Origin of the sequence: Lacticaseibacillus chiayiensis (assembly GCF_004123795.1) — a bacterium.
Classification (GTDB): Bacteria; Bacillota; Bacilli; order Lactobacillales; family Lactobacillaceae; genus Lacticaseibacillus; species Lacticaseibacillus chiayiensis.
The window spans coordinates 39528-57406 of record NZ_MSSM01000021.1; the positions used below are offsets into that span (position 1 = coordinate 39528).

16 protein-coding genes are annotated in these 17879 nt (G+C 48.7%); 3 read left to right on the plus strand and 13 right to left on the minus strand.

Annotated elements, in window-relative coordinates:
* Positions 1-52 precede the first annotated feature (52 nt).
* The 10 genes from carB to BVJ53_RS08680 form a co-directional block, all read right to left on the minus strand.
* Positions 53-3235: a carbamoyl-phosphate synthase large subunit gene (gene carB / locus BVJ53_RS08635; RefSeq protein ID WP_129302060.1), complete on the minus strand. Its 3183-nt coding sequence runs from the start codon at positions 3233-3235 to the stop codon at positions 53-55.
* Positions 3236-3237: 2 nt separating this feature from the next.
* Positions 3238-4320 (minus strand): carbamoyl phosphate synthase small subunit, encoded by a 1083-nt coding sequence (locus tag BVJ53_RS08640; protein WP_129302061.1) that lies wholly within the window; start codon positions 4318-4320, stop codon positions 3238-3240.
* Complete coding sequence (locus BVJ53_RS08645) at positions 4317-5591, minus strand: dihydroorotase (protein WP_129302062.1); 1275 nt, start codon at positions 5589-5591, stop codon at positions 4317-4319. Before BVJ53_RS08645 ends, BVJ53_RS08640 begins: the two co-directional genes overlap by 4 nt.
* A gap of 8 nt (positions 5592-5599) precedes the next feature.
* Positions 5600-6541, minus strand: a complete 942-nt coding sequence (locus BVJ53_RS08650) for an aspartate carbamoyltransferase catalytic subunit (RefSeq protein ID WP_129302063.1) — start codon at positions 6539-6541, stop codon at positions 5600-5602.
* Entirely contained in the window at positions 6528-7835 is a 1308-nt protein-coding gene (locus tag BVJ53_RS08655) for a uracil-xanthine permease family protein (RefSeq protein WP_129302064.1), read from the minus strand. The genes BVJ53_RS08650 and BVJ53_RS08655 overlap by 14 nt, the downstream gene beginning before the upstream one ends.
* A gap of 3 nt (positions 7836-7838) precedes the next feature.
* Positions 7839-8387 carry a bifunctional pyr operon transcriptional regulator/uracil phosphoribosyltransferase PyrR gene (pyrR, locus tag BVJ53_RS08660; protein WP_129302065.1) on the minus strand — a complete coding sequence of 183 codons (549 nt, stop codon included), beginning with the start codon at positions 8385-8387 and terminating at the stop codon, positions 7839-7841.
* Positions 8388-8741: 354 nt separating this feature from the next.
* Positions 8742-9662, minus strand: a complete 921-nt coding sequence (locus BVJ53_RS08665; protein WP_129302066.1) for an RluA family pseudouridine synthase — start codon at positions 9660-9662, stop codon at positions 8742-8744.
* On the minus strand, positions 9659-10126 hold the full coding sequence (gene lspA, locus BVJ53_RS08670) for a signal peptidase II (RefSeq protein WP_129302067.1): 468 nt from the start codon (positions 10124-10126) through the stop codon (positions 9659-9661). The genes BVJ53_RS08665 and lspA overlap by 4 nt, the downstream gene beginning before the upstream one ends.
* A gap of 108 nt (positions 10127-10234) precedes the next feature.
* Positions 10235-11908 (minus strand): formate--tetrahydrofolate ligase, encoded by a 1674-nt coding sequence (locus tag BVJ53_RS08675; RefSeq protein ID WP_129302068.1) that lies wholly within the window; start codon positions 11906-11908, stop codon positions 10235-10237.
* A gap of 12 nt (positions 11909-11920) precedes the next feature.
* Positions 11921-12325: an EbsA family protein gene (locus tag BVJ53_RS08680; RefSeq protein ID WP_129302069.1), complete on the minus strand. Its 405-nt coding sequence runs from the start codon at positions 12323-12325 to the stop codon at positions 11921-11923.
* A 24-nt stretch (positions 12326-12349) separates the two neighbouring features.
* Here BVJ53_RS08680 and BVJ53_RS08685 point away from each other — a divergent pair, with 24 nt between their 5' ends.
* A complete protein-coding gene (locus tag BVJ53_RS08685; protein ID WP_129302070.1) occupies positions 12350-12742 on the plus strand; it encodes a ribonuclease HI family protein in 393 nt (130 codons plus the stop codon).
* Between the two features lie 131 nt (positions 12743-12873).
* On the opposite strand, the gene BVJ53_RS08690 is transcribed toward BVJ53_RS08685, so the two are convergent.
* The gene (locus BVJ53_RS08690) at positions 12874-13476 is read right to left on the minus strand and encodes a nitroreductase family protein (RefSeq protein WP_129302071.1); all 603 of its coding nucleotides are present in this window, start codon (positions 13474-13476) and stop codon (positions 12874-12876) included.
* A 298-nt stretch (positions 13477-13774) separates the two neighbouring features.
* Between BVJ53_RS08690 and cls the strand changes: the two genes are divergently transcribed.
* On the plus strand, positions 13775-15244 hold the full coding sequence (cls, locus tag BVJ53_RS08695; RefSeq protein WP_129302072.1) for a cardiolipin synthase: 1470 nt from the start codon (positions 13775-13777) through the stop codon (positions 15242-15244).
* A gap of 167 nt (positions 15245-15411) precedes the next feature.
* Here cls and BVJ53_RS08700 read toward each other — a convergent pair whose 3' ends face one another.
* Both BVJ53_RS08700 and BVJ53_RS08705 read right to left on the minus strand, forming a co-directional pair.
* Entirely contained in the window at positions 15412-15738 is a 327-nt protein-coding gene (locus BVJ53_RS08700) for a hypothetical protein (protein ID WP_129302073.1), read from the minus strand.
* 110 nt (positions 15739-15848) lie between these two features.
* Entirely contained in the window at positions 15849-17300 is a 1452-nt protein-coding gene (locus BVJ53_RS08705; RefSeq protein ID WP_129302074.1) for a helix-turn-helix domain-containing protein, read from the minus strand.
* Between the two features lie 318 nt (positions 17301-17618).
* Here BVJ53_RS08705 and nrdH point away from each other — a divergent pair, with 318 nt between their 5' ends.
* Positions 17619-17849, plus strand: coding sequence for a glutaredoxin-like protein NrdH (gene nrdH, locus BVJ53_RS08710; RefSeq protein WP_010488276.1), 231 nt, complete (start codon positions 17619-17621; stop codon positions 17847-17849).
* Positions 17850-17879: the final 30 nt, after the last annotated feature.

Consider the following 17879-nt stretch of genomic DNA (forward strand, 5'->3'; position numbering starts at 1 on the left):
GCCGTTGCCTCCTTTGTGTCGCAAACATTGCCAACTGGGTCATTCAATGGCTTTAACTTTTGATCGGCCGCATTGAAAATGCCCGTGATTCCAATACCTTCAAAATGGCATCTGCAGTATCGAGACTGGTCATCAACGGGACGCCGTGTTCGATGGCGGTTTCGCGAATGCGGAAGCCGTCACTCGAAGTCTTTTTGTCGGCTGTCATGGTGTTGATCACCAGTTGAATCTTGCGGTCGGCAATGTCTTCCAAAATAGTTTCCTTGCCACTGTCGAGTTTCTCAATGGTTTCAACCGTAATACCGGCTTTTTCAAATGCTTTGGCCGTGCCGCTGGTAGCAACCAGCTGGTAACCAACTTCGCGGAATCGTTTGGCCAATTCGGTCGCCTCGTTTTTGTCAGCATCTTTAACGGTTATCAACGCGCGACCGAATTGCGGTAGATGCATGCCGGCTGCTTCGAACGCTTTATACAAAGCTTTTGCTAAGGTTGTATCACTACCCATGACTTCACCGGTGGACTTCATTTCCGGCCCTAACAAGCTATCAACGTGATTCAACTTTGAGAAGCTGAACACTGGCGCTTTGACATGAATCCCTGCCTGGTTTGGCAGCAGGCCCGTTTTAAAGCCTTGTTCCTTCAGACTCGATCCGAGAATCGCCAAGGTTGCGACTTGTGCCAGCTTGACGTTGGTTACCTTACTCAAGAAAGGCACGGTGCGGCTGGCTCGCGGATTGACTTCGATGACATACGCTTTGCCTTGATGAATGATGAATTGGACGTTCATCAAGCCGATGCAATTCAAAGCCCGTGAAAGTTTGATCGTTGCATCGGTAATCTGGTCAATGATGCCCTGACTGAAGGTTTGCGGCGGATAAACGGCCATCGAGTCGCCGCTGTGAATGCCGGCGCGTTCGATATGTTCCATGATCCCCGGCAAAACCACCGTTTCACCATCAGATATGCAATCAACTTCACATTCTTTGCCGACCAGATAGTGGTCGATCAGAACAGGATGATCGTGGGAAACCGACACAGCCCGATCAATGTAACTGGCTAATTCATCAGCATCATGCACGATTTCCATAGCCCGACCGCCCAACACGTAACTTGGCCGAACCAAAACCGGATAACCAATTTTGTCTGCGACGGCCAGTGCACCGGCTTTGTCGGTGGCAGTACCGCCTTCCGGTTGCGGTAACTTAAGTTGTTTGATGACTTGATCAAACAGATCTCGATCTTCCGCCCGATTGAGATCGTCAACTGAAGTGCCCAGAATTTTAATGCCGCGTTTGGCCAATGGTTCTGCCAGATTAATCGCTGTTTGGCCGCCAAACTGCACAATCACGCCTTCTGGTTGTTCCAGATCGATGACATTCAGGACGTCTTCAAGCGTTAAGGGTTCAAAATACAGCTTATCCGCAATGGAAAAGTCAGTAGAAACCGTCTCCGGATTGCTGTTCATGATGATGGCTTCATAGCCGGCTTTTTGAATCGCCTTCACGCTATGGACGGTTGCGTAGTCGAATTCAACGCCCTGGCCAATCCGAATTGGACCGGAACCGATAACCAGGACGCTTGGCTTATCGCTTTTGAAGCTTTCCGTACTGCTTTCATACGTGCTGTAGTAATATGGCGTGTCACTGGCAAATTCGCCAGCACAAGTATCGACCATTTTATAAACCGGTAAAATGTGCTGTTCTTTGCGCATTTGTCGGATCTGATCTGCATGTAACCCCCAAAGTTGGGCAATTTCTTCATCGGCAAAACCGTAACGCTTTGCTTCGGCGAGCAATGGCAAGTCGGCCTTGTGCGCAGCTAATGCCCGTTCCAATTCGACGATGTGTTTAATCTTGTCGAGGAAAAACGGGTTCATTTTGGATAATTCGGCGACTTCATCGATGGTATAATCTCGTCGAAATGCTTCGGCTAGATAAAAGAGCCGTTCATCGTTGGCTTGGATAATATGCTTGCTCAACTCATCGTCACTGAGTTTGGCAAAAGCCGGACGCCGGGGATGAATTAAGCCGACTTCAAGCGAGCGCACCGCTTTTAACAGACTTTCTTCAAGCGTTCGCCCGATCGCCATGACTTCACCGGTAGCCTTCATTTGCGTGCCAAGCGTCCGGTCACCATTTTCAAATTTGTCGAATGGGAACCGTGGTAATTTGGTTACCACATAATCCAAGGCCGGTTCAAATTCGGCCCAAGTCTTCTTGGTGACCGGATTCTTGATTTCGTCCAAATTCAAACCAACCGCAATTTTGGCGGCCATTTTGGCTATCGGATAACCGGTAGCTTTGGAAGCTAGTGCACTAGAACGGGAAACTCGAGGATTGACTTCGATAACATAATACTTGAAGCTGTTGCGGTCGAGGGCAAACTGGACGTTACAGCCGCCTTCGATCTTCAAAGCGCGAATGATCTTCAAGGCGGAATCCCGCAACATCTGAACCTCTTTGTCCGTAAGCGTTTGTGTCGGTGCGAAAACCATTGAATCACCGGTATGCACGCCGACCGGATCAAAGTTTTCCATGTTGCAGACCACGATGGCGGAATCGGAAGCATCGCGCATAACTTCAAATTCGATTTCCTTATAGCCGGCAATGGAACGCTCGATTAGTACTTGGGTGACCGGGCTTAGGTTCAAACCGTTTTCGGCGATTTCGGCGAGCTCTTTTTCATTATCGGCAATCCCACCGCCTGTGCCGCCCATGGTGAAGGCCGGACGAATGATGACAGGAAAGCCGATTTTGTCAGCAAATTCCTGCGCTTCATCCACGTTGTTCGCGATGGCAGATTCCGGAACCGGCTCGTTGAGTTTTTGCATCAGATTTTTGAACAATTCGCGGTCTTCGGCTTGATCGATCGCACTAAGCTTCGTGCCCAGTAATTCGATTCCGAGTTCGTCCAAGATACCTGTGTTGCTTAGTTTCATGGCAAGGTTCAGACCGATTTGTCCGCCGATTGTTGGTAAAATGGCATCGGGCAACTCTTTACGCAAGATCTGGCTGACGAATTCGACGGTCAACGGCTCGACATAAACCCGATCCGCGATTTCCGTGTCGGTCATGATGGTGGCCGGATTGGAATTTACCAAAACAACTTCGTAGCCTTCTTCACGTAAGGCCAGACAAGCCTGAGTCCCTGAGTAATCAAATTCTGCGGCTTGACCGATGATAATCGGACCTGAGCCGATCACTAAGATTTTATGAATATCTTGACGTTTTGGCATGATTATCCTTTCTGCGTACGATCTGAAAATGCATCCATCATTTCCATAAACTCATCAAAAAGATGGTCGGCGTCATGTGGACCCGGAGCAGCATCCGGATGGAACTGAACCGTAAAGGCCGGGTACAACCGGTGACGCAAGCCTTCTACCGTACCATCATTGATTTCAACGTGGGTGACTAATAATGTATCCGGATCAATGCTGTCTGGATCAACAGCATAACCATGGTTTTGGCTGGTAAAATCGATGCGGCCAGTCGCAATCTCACGAACTGGATGATTAAATCCACGGTGACCGTATTTCATCTTAAAAGTGTCAGCGCCATTCGCAAGTGCGAACAGCTGGTGGCCGAGGCAAATCCCGAATAACGGAATTTTACCTTCAATGCCGCGAATCATATCCAGCGCTTCCGGCACATCTTTTGGATCACCGGGGCCATTGGTCAGCATCACACCATCCGGAGCTAACTCAAGAATGGTGGCAGCTGTGGTGGTTGCAGGCAATACGGTCACGTTGCACTGACGCTTAGCTAATTCCCGTAAAATGCTATGCTTGAGGCCAAAATCGACGACCACGACATTGCGGCCGGTGCCAGGTGCCGGATAGGCTTGCTGCGTTGAAACTTGTTGCACCTGATTCTTCGGAAGCACCAAGGCTTTGAGCTGATCAAAAGCATGTTCATCGGCTGCATCCACAATACTTGCCTTCATGGCGCCGACTTCTCGGATTTTCTTGGTCAGAGCACGAGTATCAACACCGCTGATGCCTGGAATATGTTTACGTTTAAGAAATTCATCGAGCGTCATCTGACTGCGCCAGTTACCGGTGACCCGCGCTACTTCACGCACCACGATGCCTTTGGCGGTGGGATCAATGCTTTCATAATCGTCGCGGTTGATCCCTACATTGCCGATAAGCGGCTGAGTGAAGGTAATAATCTGGCCGTTGTAACTTTGATCGGTAATCGTTTCCTGATAACCACTCATACCGGTGTTAAAAACGATTTCACCTGTCGTGACGGTTTCCGCACCAAAGCCGATGCCAGGGAAAACACTGCCGTCTTCAAGAATTAAATAGCGCTTCATGCTTGTCCTCCCTTTTGATAGGCAATCTGACCGCGACTGATCGTGTACAACGCCTGCCCCTGAACCTTTTCGCCGATAAACGGTGAATTCTTGCCTTTGGAGAACCAGTCGGTAGGATCAATGGTGTACGTGGTATCCAGATCGAGAATCGTCAGATCGGCCGGACCGCCAACCGTGATATGGCCGCCTGGCAGACCAAACTGCTCTGCCGGAACCGTGCTCATTTTGGCAATCAGCTGCTTGAGCGTGAACATCTTCGACTTGACCAGTTTGGTGTAAAGCAGTGGAAAGGCGGTTTCGGAACCGACGATGCCGAATGCCGCGGTTTTAAAAGAACCGGATTTTTCTTCGAGCGTATGCGGGGCGTGATCCGTGGCGATCATATCCAGTGTGCCGTCTTGCAAGCCCTCAAGTAAGGCAAGATGATCAGCGCGGGAACGTAATGGCGGATTCATTTTGAACATCGGGTTATCGCCTGGAATGTTATTTTCATCGAGTAGTAAGTGATGTGGTGAGACTTCAGCAGTGACGTGGACGCCGCGTTTCTTGGCTTCGCGAATCAAGGCCACGCTTTGGCGAGTTGAAACATGGCACGCGTGGTAATGAACACCGGTGGCTTCTGCTAAGTCCAAATCGCGCGCCAGCTGGCTGCTTTCAGTTTGATTGATGATGCCAGGCAGGTTCAACTTCTCTGCTATAGGGCCGGCATTGATCACGCCGCCATGCATGAGACTGGCATCTTCAATGTGTGCGACAATCGGTGCTTTCAGTTTAGCAGCCTGTTTCATGGCTTGATACATGGTATCGGCATCTTGGACGCCAACCCCGTCATTGGAAAAGCCCAGTGCTCCAGCCTCTAACAACGCCGGCATGTCGACTAGCTGATCTGAATGTAAGTCATGTGTAATTGGGGCAAACTGCCGGACGGTAATGTTGGCATCGCTACGGTTTTTTGCCAACACCGGCGTCAAGGCGGCGACTGTGTCGGGAACGGGTTTTAGGTTGCTCATTGCGACAACAGTAGTAAACCCACCATGTGCAGCTGCTTGCGCCCCGGTTTTAATCGTTTCTTTAGCAGTAAAACCGGGTTCGCGAAAATGAACATGGACGTCAATCAGTCCCGGAACAACCGTTGCACCCGTGGCATCAAGAATGGTGTCATCTTCACGCGCAGTAAGTTGCTGGCCGATAGCCGTAATTTTGTCGTCGGTGATCTGAATATCAGCCGTATATTCGGTATCGCTGATGATATGGGCGTTTTTGATGAGCATAAGTAAAGTTACTCCTCTCCGAAGTGACGGGCATTGATGACCGCTTCAAGCATCGCCATCCGCATGAAAACGCCATTTTGCATTTGGGTGAAGATCCGTGAACGTGGACCGTCAACCAAATCGCTGGCTAATTCAACGTCACGGTTAACCGGCGCCGGATGCATGAAAATGGCATTGGGTTTCATTGTTTTGGCTAAAGCGTCCGTAATGCCGTATTTCGCATGATAGCTTGCTTTGGAAAATGCTTCGCGGTTGTCGGCATTAAACCGCTCAAGCTGAACCCGCAGTAGCATCAGAACATCAACCTGTTTGACCAAGTCTGGCACACCGATGAAGTCGCCATATTGATCAAAGCTAGGATCATACCACTGTTGTGGGCCGGCAAAATGCAGCGTCGCCCCCAGTTTGTGAAGCATCTGCATGTCGCTGCGTGCGACCCGACTGTGGCTAAGATCACCGACAATCCCGATATTCAGGCCGTCAAAATGACCGAATTCTTCGTGAATGGTCATTAAATCCAGCATCATTTGGGAAGGGTGCTGACCGGCACCATCGCCAGCATTGACAATAGCGGTTGTCGGCCAGGCACCCATAAGATCTTTGTAATAGCCATCTTTGGAATGACGCATGACGGCAATATTGACACCAATGGCTCCGATCGTTTTGATCGTATCTTCCAGAGTTTCACCTTTAGAAACTGAGCTGTGGGCCGGATCAAAAGGAATAACGGTCAACCCCAGTTTGCGTTCGGCCATTTCAAAGCTGGTATGCGTGCGAGTACTATTTTCAAAGAATAAATTGGTGGCGTAGATCGGCTCCGGAAAATGAACCGTTTGGCCAGCTTTGAAATCTTCTGCACGGTTAATTAATGCCAAGGCGCTTTTTTCGTCAACTTGTTCAGCGGAAACAAAATCTTTAAATGGTGCATCAGTGAGATTAGATAAGGTCATTTTTCTCTGCCCCTTCTTCGTTAGCGGCATGTTCTGGTAAAACAAAGTTCAGGAAGATTCCGATCACGGTTGCCAGTGCAAGGCCGGAGAATTGATACCCAGCGAATTGCAGGCTGGCATTGCCGATACCGATCACGAGGATGGTCGAGGCAATCATCAGGTTGCGTTTTTTGTCAAAGTCGACTTTGTTGTCAATTAAAACCCGTAAGCCGTTGGAGGCGATGACGCCGAACAGCAGGAAGCTGATGCCGCCGATGACCGGGCTTGGAATACTGCGAATCAAGGCACTTAGTTTACCGATGAAGGCGAACAGAACCGCGAACATACCGGCACCGCCTAATACGTAAACACTGTGAACCTTGGTCATGGCGAGCACGCCGATGTTTTCACCGTAACTGGTTACCGGTGGGCCGCCGACGAAACCGGCGATAATGGAAGCCGTGCCATCCCCTGCCAAAGTATGATTCAGGCCTGGATCCTTGAAGAAGTCTCGCTTCGTCAATTTGTTAAGGACCATGATGTGGCCCATGTGTTCGGTCATGGTGACAAAAGCGATAGGCGCCATTGAGAGAATCGCACCCCAGTAAAGTTGCGGCTTGTAGCTGATAAACGGCAACTCGAACTTCGGAAGTTCAAACCAAGCTGCTTGCTGAACCGGCGTCAGGTCAACAATGCCAAACAACAACGCTACCACATAGCCAGTGACAATTCCCAGCAAAATCGGTAACAAGCTGATGAATTTTTTGAGATACATGTTGTAAATGATGACCGAAGCCAACGTGATCATGGCAACAGCGAAGTAGCGCAGGTCATACACGCTTTTGGTAGCAGAAATGGTTCGCATTGTGGCGTCCGTCGCGGCGGTGCCAGCCAGTGATAACCCGATGACCATGACAATCGGCCCGACTACAACTGGCGGTAAGGCGCGATCAATCCAAGCCGATCCGCTGTGGGCCACGATCAAGGCCACGATCAGGTAAACAACCCCGACAGCGACAGTGCCTTGTGCGATCGCGGGATAACCGGCACCCTTCATCAACGCCTGCATGATGGTAATGAATGAAAAACTTGATCCCATGTAGGCAGGAATTTTGCCGCGAGTAATCAAAATGTAGACTAAAGTGCCGACCCCGCTGGAGAATAAGGCAATACTTGGATCCAAACCGACCAGAATCGGTACCAGCACGGTTGATCCAAACATGGCAAAAAGATGTTGGATGGATAAGCCCACCCATTGACCGAATTTCGGCTTGTCGCCGATGTCCAGCACCGCTTCATCGTTATGAAAAGCCATTGACTAGTCCCCCATCTTCTCGATGCTAATGCCGTCTTTGCCATCAAGTTCCGCAACCTGTACCTGAATTTGTTCATCAAGGGAGGTTGGAATATTCTTGCCGACGAAATCCGGACGAATCGGTAACTCGCGATGGCCGCGATCAACCAAAACTGCCAGACTGATCTTCCGCGGCCGCCCTTCGTCCATCAAGGCATCCAAGGCTGCGCGGATGGTGCGACCAGTGAAAATGACATCGTCTACTAGGATGACGTGCTTGCCAGTAATATTAACCGGCAGCTGCGCACCTTCGACGTCTGGTTGATGTTCGTGATCAATTTTATGAACATCATCGCGATAAAAGCGGATATCCAGTTCGCCGACCGGTACCTGCAGGCCTTCGAGCTGTTCGAGTCGCTTGGCAATCCGGTGTGCTAGATAAATCCCCCGCGTTTTAATCCCGACAAGAACGAGATCGTTCAAGCCTTTATTTTGTTCGATAATTTCATAACTGATTCGGGTTAATGCACGTTTCATAGTTACCTCGTCGACTACCTGTTTGGACTGTGACATGATGTGCCATCCTTTCTTGTATGTATGCTGGTTGATGTGGGGTGAAGCTGCTTGCCTTGATTTGTTCTATTGGAGGCAATTAAGTGATTGGGCTTTCACGTTCTATAACGCGCTCACCGGCGCAGAAGCTTACGTGTAAGGACCTTGAAGCCTAAATGGCCAAAGCCCAGCCATTTAGCTTCAAGGCCACTTGCACTCCAGCTTCTAACAGCGCCGGTTCGCGCTCAAACAAAAAGCGCCTCCTATCCAATTTGGATAGAAGGCGACCGTAGCCTGAATAATCCGTCGCAACGGAAAGGGACCTTCTAAGCCTCACTGGACTTAGTTAAAGGTGCTTGTTTGATTGAGTTAAGATTACCGGACGTTGCGGGTCTTGTCAATGCCTGCGCGCAGATCGGCTAAGGTTTTTTTAAAAACTTCGGGGACGGGTACCGTGAAAGTTAAGAGCTTGCCGGTGGTTGGATGGACAAAGCCGAGCTTAGCTGCGTGAAGAAATTGGCCGTTGCCTGGGAGCGTGTGTTTGGGTCCATACAAAGGATCACCTGCTACCGGATGATGAATGTAAGCCATATGCACGCGGATTTGATGGGTCCGGCCGGTTTCCAAAACGCATTTGATCAAGGTGTAGTGAGCAAATCGCTCCAGCACCTGAAAGTGGGTAACAGCATGCCGACCATCAGTAACCACTGCCTGTCGTTTGCGGTCACGCGGATCACGTCCAAGTGGTGCATCAATCGTGCCTTCATCTTCTTTAAACGTCCCATGAACTAACGCAAGGTATTCACGGATAGTCGTTTTGGCTTTAAGTTGTGCCGACAAACTCAATTGGGCCTTCTCGGTTTTGGCAACCATCAGCAAGCCGCTGGTGTCTTTATCGATGCGGTGTACAATTCCGGGCCGAACAACGCCATTGATGCCAGGCAAGTCAGTATGATAAAGCAGACCGTTTACCAAGGTGCCGTCAGGATGGCCCGGCGCAGGATGGACAACCATTCCCTGAGCCTTATTAACTACGATCACCTGATCATCTTCGTAGACAATATCAAGCGGAATTGGCTCGGCAACGGCTTTTAAGGGCTGCGCTTCCGGAATCGTCACAACAATGACGTCTCCCGATTCGACTTTGTAATTCGCCTTTACCAGCCGATCGTTAACAGTAACCAAACCTTCCTGGAGCCATTTTTGTACCTGACTGCGGGTATGAGTCGGCTCGTGTGCTGTGATCACCTTATCGATGCGTCCCTGCTCAGTTGTGATGGTAAAGGTCTCAGTCATGCAGACACCGCCTTGTCGCGATCAAATAAAATAAACACCAAGACTAAAATGACCCCAAACGTGATGCACATATCGGCAAAATTAAAAATAGCGTTGAATCGCCACTGATCCAAAAATTCAAGATGAAACATATCCGTGACGTATTGAAACCGCAACCGGTCAATGAAGTTGCCAATCGCCCCTGCCGTGATCAGCGTCAACCCCAGACGATAAACAGGCTTGTGCAGACTATCACGCCAAAGCAGCGCTACGACCACAAGCGCCAAAACTGTTGTGACGTAGAAGAACCACTGTTTCCCTTCAAACATGGAAAAAGCTGCTCCGGTATTACGGATATGCGTGAGATCAATCACGCCCGGAATCAGTTGCTGACTTTCACCAAGTGGAATATGCGCGTTCACCCAAGCTTTGATGACAAAATCAACCAAAACTAGGACAGCAGCAATGATCACATAGATAAACACAGAAGTTCCCCCTGAATAAATGACATTTGCCTTTAAGTGTACCCCGCCAAAAGAAAAACCGCCATTCGAAAAATGACGGTTGCGTCTCGCGACATGAGCATGAACGGTTTAAAAGAGTCCTGAAATTTTGCCATCATCGGTGACATCCATATTTAAGGCAGCTGGCGCTTTTGGCAGGCCCGGCATGGTCAAAACGGTTCCGGTCATCACAACCAAGAACCCTGCCCCAAGTTTAGGGATAATGTCGCGCACGTGAATCGCAAATCCTTCAGGTGCTCCTAGTGTTTTGGCGTTATCGGTTAGTGAATATTGGGTCTTGGCCATGCAAACCGGCAAATCCTGCCAACCGTTTTTAACAATGGTTCGCAAGGCCGCGTTGGCTTTACCTTCATAGACGACGTCACGACCACCATAGATCTTTTGTACAATGGTTTTGATCTTGGCTTTGACATCCTGATGTACATCATAAAGTGGCGTGAAACTTGCTGGCTGCTTCAAGGCGTCCAGCACTGCATCAGCTACTGCTAAGCCACCACGGCCGCCATCAGCCCAAACCGTTGCGGTGACAGCTTTCACGTTTAATTTTGCGCAAGCATCAATGAGCCACTGAATTTCAGCATCTGTATCGCTGCTAAAGCGGTTAACGGCCACCACAACAGGCACGCCGTAGCCTTGCATGCTGTGGATGTGCCGTTTAAGGTTTGCAAAGCCTTGAGCCAAAGCGTCTAAGTTTTCCTGTTGTAAATCGGCTAACGCAACGCCGCCGTTGTACTTCAGTGCACGCACGGTTGCCACGATGACCACGGCATCCGGTGTTTTGCCCAGAACTGGGGTCTTGATATCCATGAACTTCTCGCCGCCAAGATCAGCGCCGAAACCGGCTTCCGTGATAGCGATATTACCCAGTTGCAACGCTGTTCGGGTAGCCAAAACGGAATTACAGCCGTGAGCAATGTTGGCAAACGGACCGCCGTGAATGAACGCCGGTGTATGTTCCAGTGTTTGAACCAGATTAGGTTTCAACGCATCTCGCAATAACATCGCAATGGCGCCGGTGACCTTTAAATCGGCAACGGTGACAGGCTTGCGATCGTAAGTATAGCCGATTACGATGCGACTGATGCGGGTTTTGAGATCTACAATGTTTTCTGCAAGACATAGAACCGCCATTAGCTCACTTGCGACGGTAATATCAAAGCCGTCTTCACGCGGAACGCCGCTGGTTGGGCCACCTAAGCCGATGGTGACGTGGCGCAATGCGCGATCGTTAATATCCAAAGCGCGCTTCCAAAGAATGCGCCGCGGATCGATATTAAGCGCGTTACCTTGTTGCAAATGGTTATCGATTAAGGCTGCCAGAGTGTCGACAGCGGTGGTCAGTGCGTGCATGTCACCGGTGAAATGTAAGTTGATGTCTTCCATCGGCACAACCTGGGCATAACCGCCACCAGTCGCGCCGCCTTTCATTCCCATCACCGGGCCCAATGATGGCTCCCGCAATGCGATCACGGGATGCTGGCTGCGCTGCTGAAGCGCATCACCTAAGCCAACCGTGATGGTCGATTTGCCTTCACCGGCAGGGGTCGGGTTAATCGAGGTCACCAAAACAAGCTTGCCAAAGGGCTTATCTTTTAACGCATTGAGAGTCGCAAAGCTAAGTTTGGCTTTGGACTTGCCATACAGTTCCAGATCATCATCAGTCAAGCCTAGATTTGCTGCAACTTTCGTAATTGGCCACATTGAGGTTGCTTCGTTGGCTTGGGCAATTTCAATATCAGACATACAACACACTCCTTATTTTGTTGATGTTTCCAATCCTTTTTCGATTAACGCTACGATCTTTTGCTTTCGCTTTTTGCCGAACATAAGGAACGAAACGCGACCGTATTGTTTGGTTTTAAGCATAACTGTCAAATGGCCAGACGTAAACCCCTCAATTTCGCTCCATGACAGATTGATCGTGTTACTTTTAAAAAGACTGGTTAACCTGATGCCTTTTTCAGTTGCAATCAAGCGAAGCAGCAAAATCTGACCGATAGCCGTTAAAATCGTGATAGCTGCAATCGCAATTGCCAGCCACGAAGGTTTCGTACTTTCTAGCTGGACGATGATCGCCAAGCTGAGACCGATCACGATCGCGCTCCAAAACATGCTAAAATCGATCCATGCAGGTTGATAATGTGTTCGATATTCAGCCAAATCGTCACTTCCTTAGGAGAAATCATGCTTAAACTATACACAGATGGCGCTACAAAAGGCAACCCAGGGCCGACTGGCATCGGTATCCTAGTTAGTGGTTTGCCCCAGCAGATCCAACGACATGCCGCTTTACCACCGATGAGTAATCATGAGGCAGAGTTTGCAGCGGCAATCGCCGGATTTAAACTATTAATCGATACTAAATTAACAACTGCGCCAGTTGCCTTTTATAGTGACTCCAAGCTTGTGGTTCAGGCGATTGAAAAACGCTATGCCAAACATTATCCCACCTTAACATCAGAATTGCTGGCCTTGATTGACCAGTTCCCGCTCGTGTTGCCCAACTGGTTGCCGGATCGCGAAAATCGCGGTGCCCACACCTTGGCTCAACAAGGGTTGCGTGAAGCTGAGGCATAAAATTAATTTTTCGCAAAAAGACCGCGATATTCCATTATTCGGAATATCGCGGTCTTTTTTGGTACGGACATGGATTTTTAAAGTACATTGACACCTTAGACACCTTAGCCAAACGAATCCAGCGTTGGAGATTACATGAATACCTTAAACTGGCTGGTACGATCTATATAATCCTTATCTTGTGCCGGTGCCTCAATCGAGCCAAATGGCATTTGGGCGCGTAATTGCCAGCTCTTCGGAATATCAAAGGCATCATTGACAAGTTCATCAATGATGGGATTGTAGTGTTGCAAGTTTGCACCGATGCCATTGTTAGCTAAGGCTACCCAAGTATTGAGTTGCGCTGATCCCTGAGCCTGCTCTGCCCAGGTAGCAAAGTTATCTGCGTAAAGCGGAAAATCATGCTCCAGTTGTTTGACAATATCGGTATCGGTAAAATACATAATCGTTGCATAGGCAGCTTTAAAGCCAGCAACTTTCTTCTTGGTTGCCTCATAGGCTTCCTCAGTCGGGACCTCGCTCTTCAAGCGCTTAATCACGATATCCCAAAGCTTGTCGTGTTGCCTGCCAAATAGGAAAACGGCTCGAGTCGTTTGCGAATTGAAAGCAGTTGGCGTTGCCTGAATGACAGATTCGACTTGTTCGATGATGTCATCGTCTTTTTGCTTAACATCTTTGCCGAGTGCGTAAATGGAGCGGCGTTGTTTGAGAAGGTTCAGAAGATCTTGATTCACAGGAAAACCACCTTTTTCTAATAATAACTACAATTTCGCATACATCTGATTAAGCTGATAGGAACCAGCCCCCTAAAAACAGCATCATGCGATCATGCAGCAGAACAAGCATAAGTTTACCAACTGACTATTAGTAAGTAAACCCCTTATGCATCTTTTTTTCAAAAAAGCACAACCAGCCTTTTTTCATTGGTATCTGCGGCATCTGAAAGCAGGCATCTGAATACGAGCGCTGCCGTTAACGTGACAGAGATGGATGGCTTGGGTACAATGAAACTAATCTTCTGGGAGGTGTGATATGTCGCTGATCACCTGGCTAATTATTATTATTTTGGTTTTGAACACGACGGGTGCGATTTTTACAGTTCTTCGCGAAGTGCGCGACATTTCGACAACTTGGGCCTGGTTGCTGGTGCTGATTTTCTTGCCAATCATCGGGTTCGGTTTTTATCTGTTCGCGGGTCGTGGACTCTCGACTAAAAAACTGCGCCGGATTCAGCGTGAGTACGAGTCTGGGGTCAAAGCGTTTGTGTCGCTTCAAAAACACGAAAATGCGCGAAACAAACTATTACCACCGACAGATTATACCCTGGCAGCGAAGGCGTTGACTGCCTTTTTCCTGAACACCGCCCAAGCACCCGTGCTGGCTCATAATCAGGTTCAGCTTTATACCGATGGCGAAAAAAAGTTTGCTGCGTTGTTTCGCGACATTGAAAACGCCAAAGATTACATTTATGTCGAGTATTACACAATTTATAATGATGAATTAGGTAATCAATTCCAACAATTGTTGATTAAAAAGGCTAAGCAAGGCGTTACGGTTAAAGTTTTATATGACGCTTGGGGATCAATGGGTGCCTCGGCAAAATGGTGGCGCCGACTAACCGATGTCGGTGGTCAGGCTGAGAGCTATTTTAGCTCCAAACATCCGATTACCGACTTTCGTTTGAATTACCGCGATCATCGCAAAATCGTTGTGATTGACGATCACGTCGGTTATATTGGCGGGTTCAACGTTGGCGATCAGTATGTTTCCCGCAAACCTAAATTCGGATATTGGCGTGATACCCACCTGCGCATCATCGGCAACACTATTTATGCGCTGAAAATTCGCTTCACCATGGATTGGAATGCGACGGTTGGTGAAAAAGACGAGATTGCTTATAATGTCGAGCAAGATAGTTCCGAAAGTCGCTCAAACGCGGGCATGACGGCTGGCAGCACGCCGATTCAAATTGTCGCATCAGGGCCTGATCGTCCTACCCAGCAAATCAAGTTAGGTTACACCAAGCTGATTACTAGCGCGACCAAGTCGGTTTGGATTCAAAGCCCCTACTTAGTGCCCGATGACACGGTGATTGATGCACTTGTTTCCGCCGCCATGTCAGGTATCGACGTCCGAATAATGATTCCCGATATGCCGGATCATCCCTTTATTTTCCGTGCGACTCAGTACTACGCCACCTATCTGACTCGTGCCGGTGTTAAAATTTACCACTATCAGCATGGCTTTATGCACGCCAAAACCGTCGTTGTCGATGAGGCGATCACCAGTGTCGGATCGGCTAATTTCGATATTCGCAGTTTCAAATTGAATTTTGAAGTGAATGCCTTCATTTACGATCGTAAGGTTGCCGGAACGCTTGCCGAGATATTTGAAGCCGATATGAAGCAAAGCTACCTACTGACGCCGGCAATTATTGCCAGCCAAAGTCGCTGGTTACGGTTCAAACAGGACTTTTCCCGCCTTTTATCGCCGATTTTGTAAGTCAGTTAGTAAATCAAAAAGATTGAATATGCTGTCACAAAAACGCCGCTTCAGCATGGTGCACTGAGACGGCGTTTTTGTGACGGAAATATAACATTTTCAAAATAATTGTATGTGTTTAGCTGATCGCCGTAACGGCAGTGAAGAAGGCTTGATGAGTTGACTGATTATCGTTGCCAATCGTCTAGCTCTTTGGTGTGGCCGAGAAGATAGTGGATGGCAGCATGGACAAGTGTGTCACGGGCAGTCGTTAACTCGTCGCCTTCCAAGTTATATTTGTCGCGCAGGTAACCTTCCGCAATGGCCTGATATTCCTTACGGGCCTCACCCCCATCTTTCAGGTAGGCATCAATAGCGTTCACATCATCTTTAGCGCGGTTAGCTAATTCTTCAGCAAGATTTTCGACATGTGGCTGGCGTTTATGGGCATAGTCCATCAGCGTGTCATTCATATCAACGACAGCGGCCTCGTCTGCTTTCTTGTCACGTTTCATGCTAGCAGTCATCTCCTCATATATTAGTATGCACCTACGCTGGCCTTTCATCAATGGCAGTGAGGGAAGTTGCTTTTGCAGTCAACAGAGTGACACTCAGCGTTTTTTCCTTATTGGTGGGGCTGCTGACGGGAGCGGAGAAAGAGTTCCTGATAGAGCGCAGACCAACTTTCAAAACGTTCACTAGCCAGATAAAAGACCGGAATGTCAGGTACGATTGATTCCTCTCCCGGAGCCAAGGCTTGGGCCGAAATCACAAAGTCAGGGTGTTGGTGAATGGTTACCAACCGAATAAATGCCGGATGAATGAGGTTGAGCCGCACAGTTTCGTATAGCGGCTGCGGCATCAACGGATCCAGTGCTACTTTAAGTTTATCAGCAACAGCACTTTCTGTCATGAATGGCCAAAGCAGCTGATAAAAGCCATCGATAATTTCCTCAAGAGCATGATCTGTTGGTGCCTCGCGTGCAAAGAATTCTTTGATTGCCTTGTCCAGCCGCGGATAAAACGCTCGTATCGGATGCGCAATTTTAGCCAAATCGATATAAGCCCCATCCGGAAAGATCTGTTCACTGATTAAAACTTTTAATAAATTGCCGGCTAATGCCAAATCTGTAGTGATTGTCGAGGAAATACCGATCAAGTGGCGGCTAAGTTCGGCACGGATTTTTGTGACGGTTTGCCAAGCCAGCGTGTTGTGTGCGGCGTGGTAACCAACAATCCCTGCAGCCTCAAACTGCTGCTCCGTGTGAAATCGCGGAATACGCCACTGGCCGAGATACAGGTAGAGCAGCTCGGCTTCGGCAACTTCTGGCGGCAAATGGACAAAGACATCCGGCAACTTTTCCGGCAACGTAGGAGGCGGCTTCAATTCAGAGAAGTTTAAAGTATTGACAATTGAGTGATCGGCCTGTAACCGATAGAGATTGATGTTAGCTGAAAATCTTAGTTGCTTGACTGAAAAATCCCGCTCCACTAATCCGGCATCCTGTAAGGCTTGAACCAGCTGACGCGACTGAGGCAACACGTCTGCAAACAAAGGATTGTCAGCGTCGACTAATTGCCACAATAGCTGCCGGTAGACTTGGCGGATTCGCGGCTCCGCGCCGACAAGTGCCAACGGCGTGAGATTAATGGTGACCTCTTTTTGGCGTAAGTACCCGCGTAATGCGGAAATCCGCCGAAAAAAGGCCGCTCGTGAGAAACCGGTTTCTTCTAATAATATGGGTAACGTTAAATTAGGTTGCATCAATGTTTTAACCAAAAGTTTCCCGGGAAGCGATCGGCGAAACAAAAAGATCCGATAACGAACGCGACTAATCGAAGGCGGTGCTGTCATATTGCCATCCCCTTTACGTAATAAAGGTGGTGCACCAGGATCAATGGCTTGCAAATCCTCGGCGACTTTCGCCATTTGTCGACGCAGTTGCCGGTAGCTCTCGCCACGGGCCATCGCTGCCGTTGCAATATTCATTTGCCGATTAGGCGCGTCTCGCAAATCGCCATAAAGCGCCAACCGTTCGCGTTCTTCGCGGTCTAGGAACAATTCTTCAAACGCCATGGTGACGACTTCCTTTCCAAATTTTTGCTATAGTATAGCAAAGAAGATCGGCAGCCGGATAAATGATGCTTGTGCACTTGTCTCAGACGGGTGTTTCCTTAGCGGGTAGGCTTTTGCCGCATTAAGTCAGCCTGTGATTGATTGACACTGGCGTCCGGCATGCAATCTTGCTATACTAAAAGTAAGCGGAAATCAAGTTGACACCATATGCTTTGGGGCATCAAAAAAATTAACCCCAAGATATGGTGTTTTTCATTGACATGCACCCCAATATTGAGTATTCTAAACTACATAAGATAACAAGAAAGGATGACACCTATGCGTAACATCACACTGTTCACGCGCAATGGCTGTCCACAATGCCGGATGACAAAGCGCTATCTCGATACCCACAAGATTCCATTTACGGAGCACAACATCAACGAAGAACCTGAATACATCGATTACTTAAAGAAAAAGGGATTCCAGCAGGTTCCCGTTCTCGAAGCTGATGGGCTTGATTCATTCTCCGGGTTCCGACCGGATGCCTTGAAGCAACTGGCTGTCTGATCAGCCAGTTTTTTTATCGCATCGAAATTA

Excerpts from the sequence above, each read along its gene's own strand:
- pyrR (WP_129302065.1), bottom strand. The coding sequence starts at position 8,387 with ATGTCACAGTCCAAACAGGTAGTCGACGAGGTAACTATGAAACGTGCA.
- BVJ53_RS08700 (WP_129302073.1), bottom strand. The coding sequence starts at position 15,738 with ATGAAACGTGACAAGAAAGCAGACGAGGCCGCTGTCGTTGATATGAAT.
- BVJ53_RS08685 (WP_129302070.1), top strand. The coding sequence starts at position 12,350 with ATGCTTAAACTATACACAGATGGCGCTACAAAAGGCAACCCAGGGCCG.
- cls (WP_129302072.1), top strand. The coding sequence starts at position 13,775 with ATGTCGCTGATCACCTGGCTAATTATTATTATTTTGGTTTTGAACACG.
- BVJ53_RS08645 (WP_129302062.1), bottom strand. The coding sequence starts at position 5,591 with ATGCTCATCAAAAACGCCCATATCATCAGCGATACCGAATATACGGCT.
- nrdH (WP_010488276.1), top strand. The coding sequence starts at position 17,619 with ATGCGTAACATCACACTGTTCACGCGCAATGGCTGTCCACAATGCCGG.
- carB (WP_129302060.1), bottom strand. The coding sequence starts at position 3,235 with ATGCCAAAACGTCAAGATATTCATAAAATCTTAGTGATCGGCTCAGGT.
- BVJ53_RS08640 (WP_129302061.1), bottom strand. The coding sequence starts at position 4,320 with ATGAAGCGCTATTTAATTCTTGAAGACGGCAGTGTTTTCCCTGGCATC.
- BVJ53_RS08675 (WP_129302068.1), bottom strand. The coding sequence starts at position 11,908 with ATGTCTGATATTGAAATTGCCCAAGCCAACGAAGCAACCTCAATGTGG.
- BVJ53_RS08650 (WP_129302063.1), bottom strand. The coding sequence starts at position 6,541 with ATGACCTTATCTAATCTCACTGATGCACCATTTAAAGATTTTGTTTCC.
- BVJ53_RS08705 (WP_129302074.1), bottom strand. The coding sequence starts at position 17,300 with ATGGCGTTTGAAGAATTGTTCCTAGACCGCGAAGAACGCGAACGGTTG.
- BVJ53_RS08665 (WP_129302066.1), bottom strand. The coding sequence starts at position 9,662 with ATGACTGAGACCTTTACCATCACAACTGAGCAGGGACGCATCGATAAG.
- BVJ53_RS08655 (WP_129302064.1), bottom strand. The coding sequence starts at position 7,835 with ATGGCTTTTCATAACGATGAAGCGGTGCTGGACATCGGCGACAAGCCG.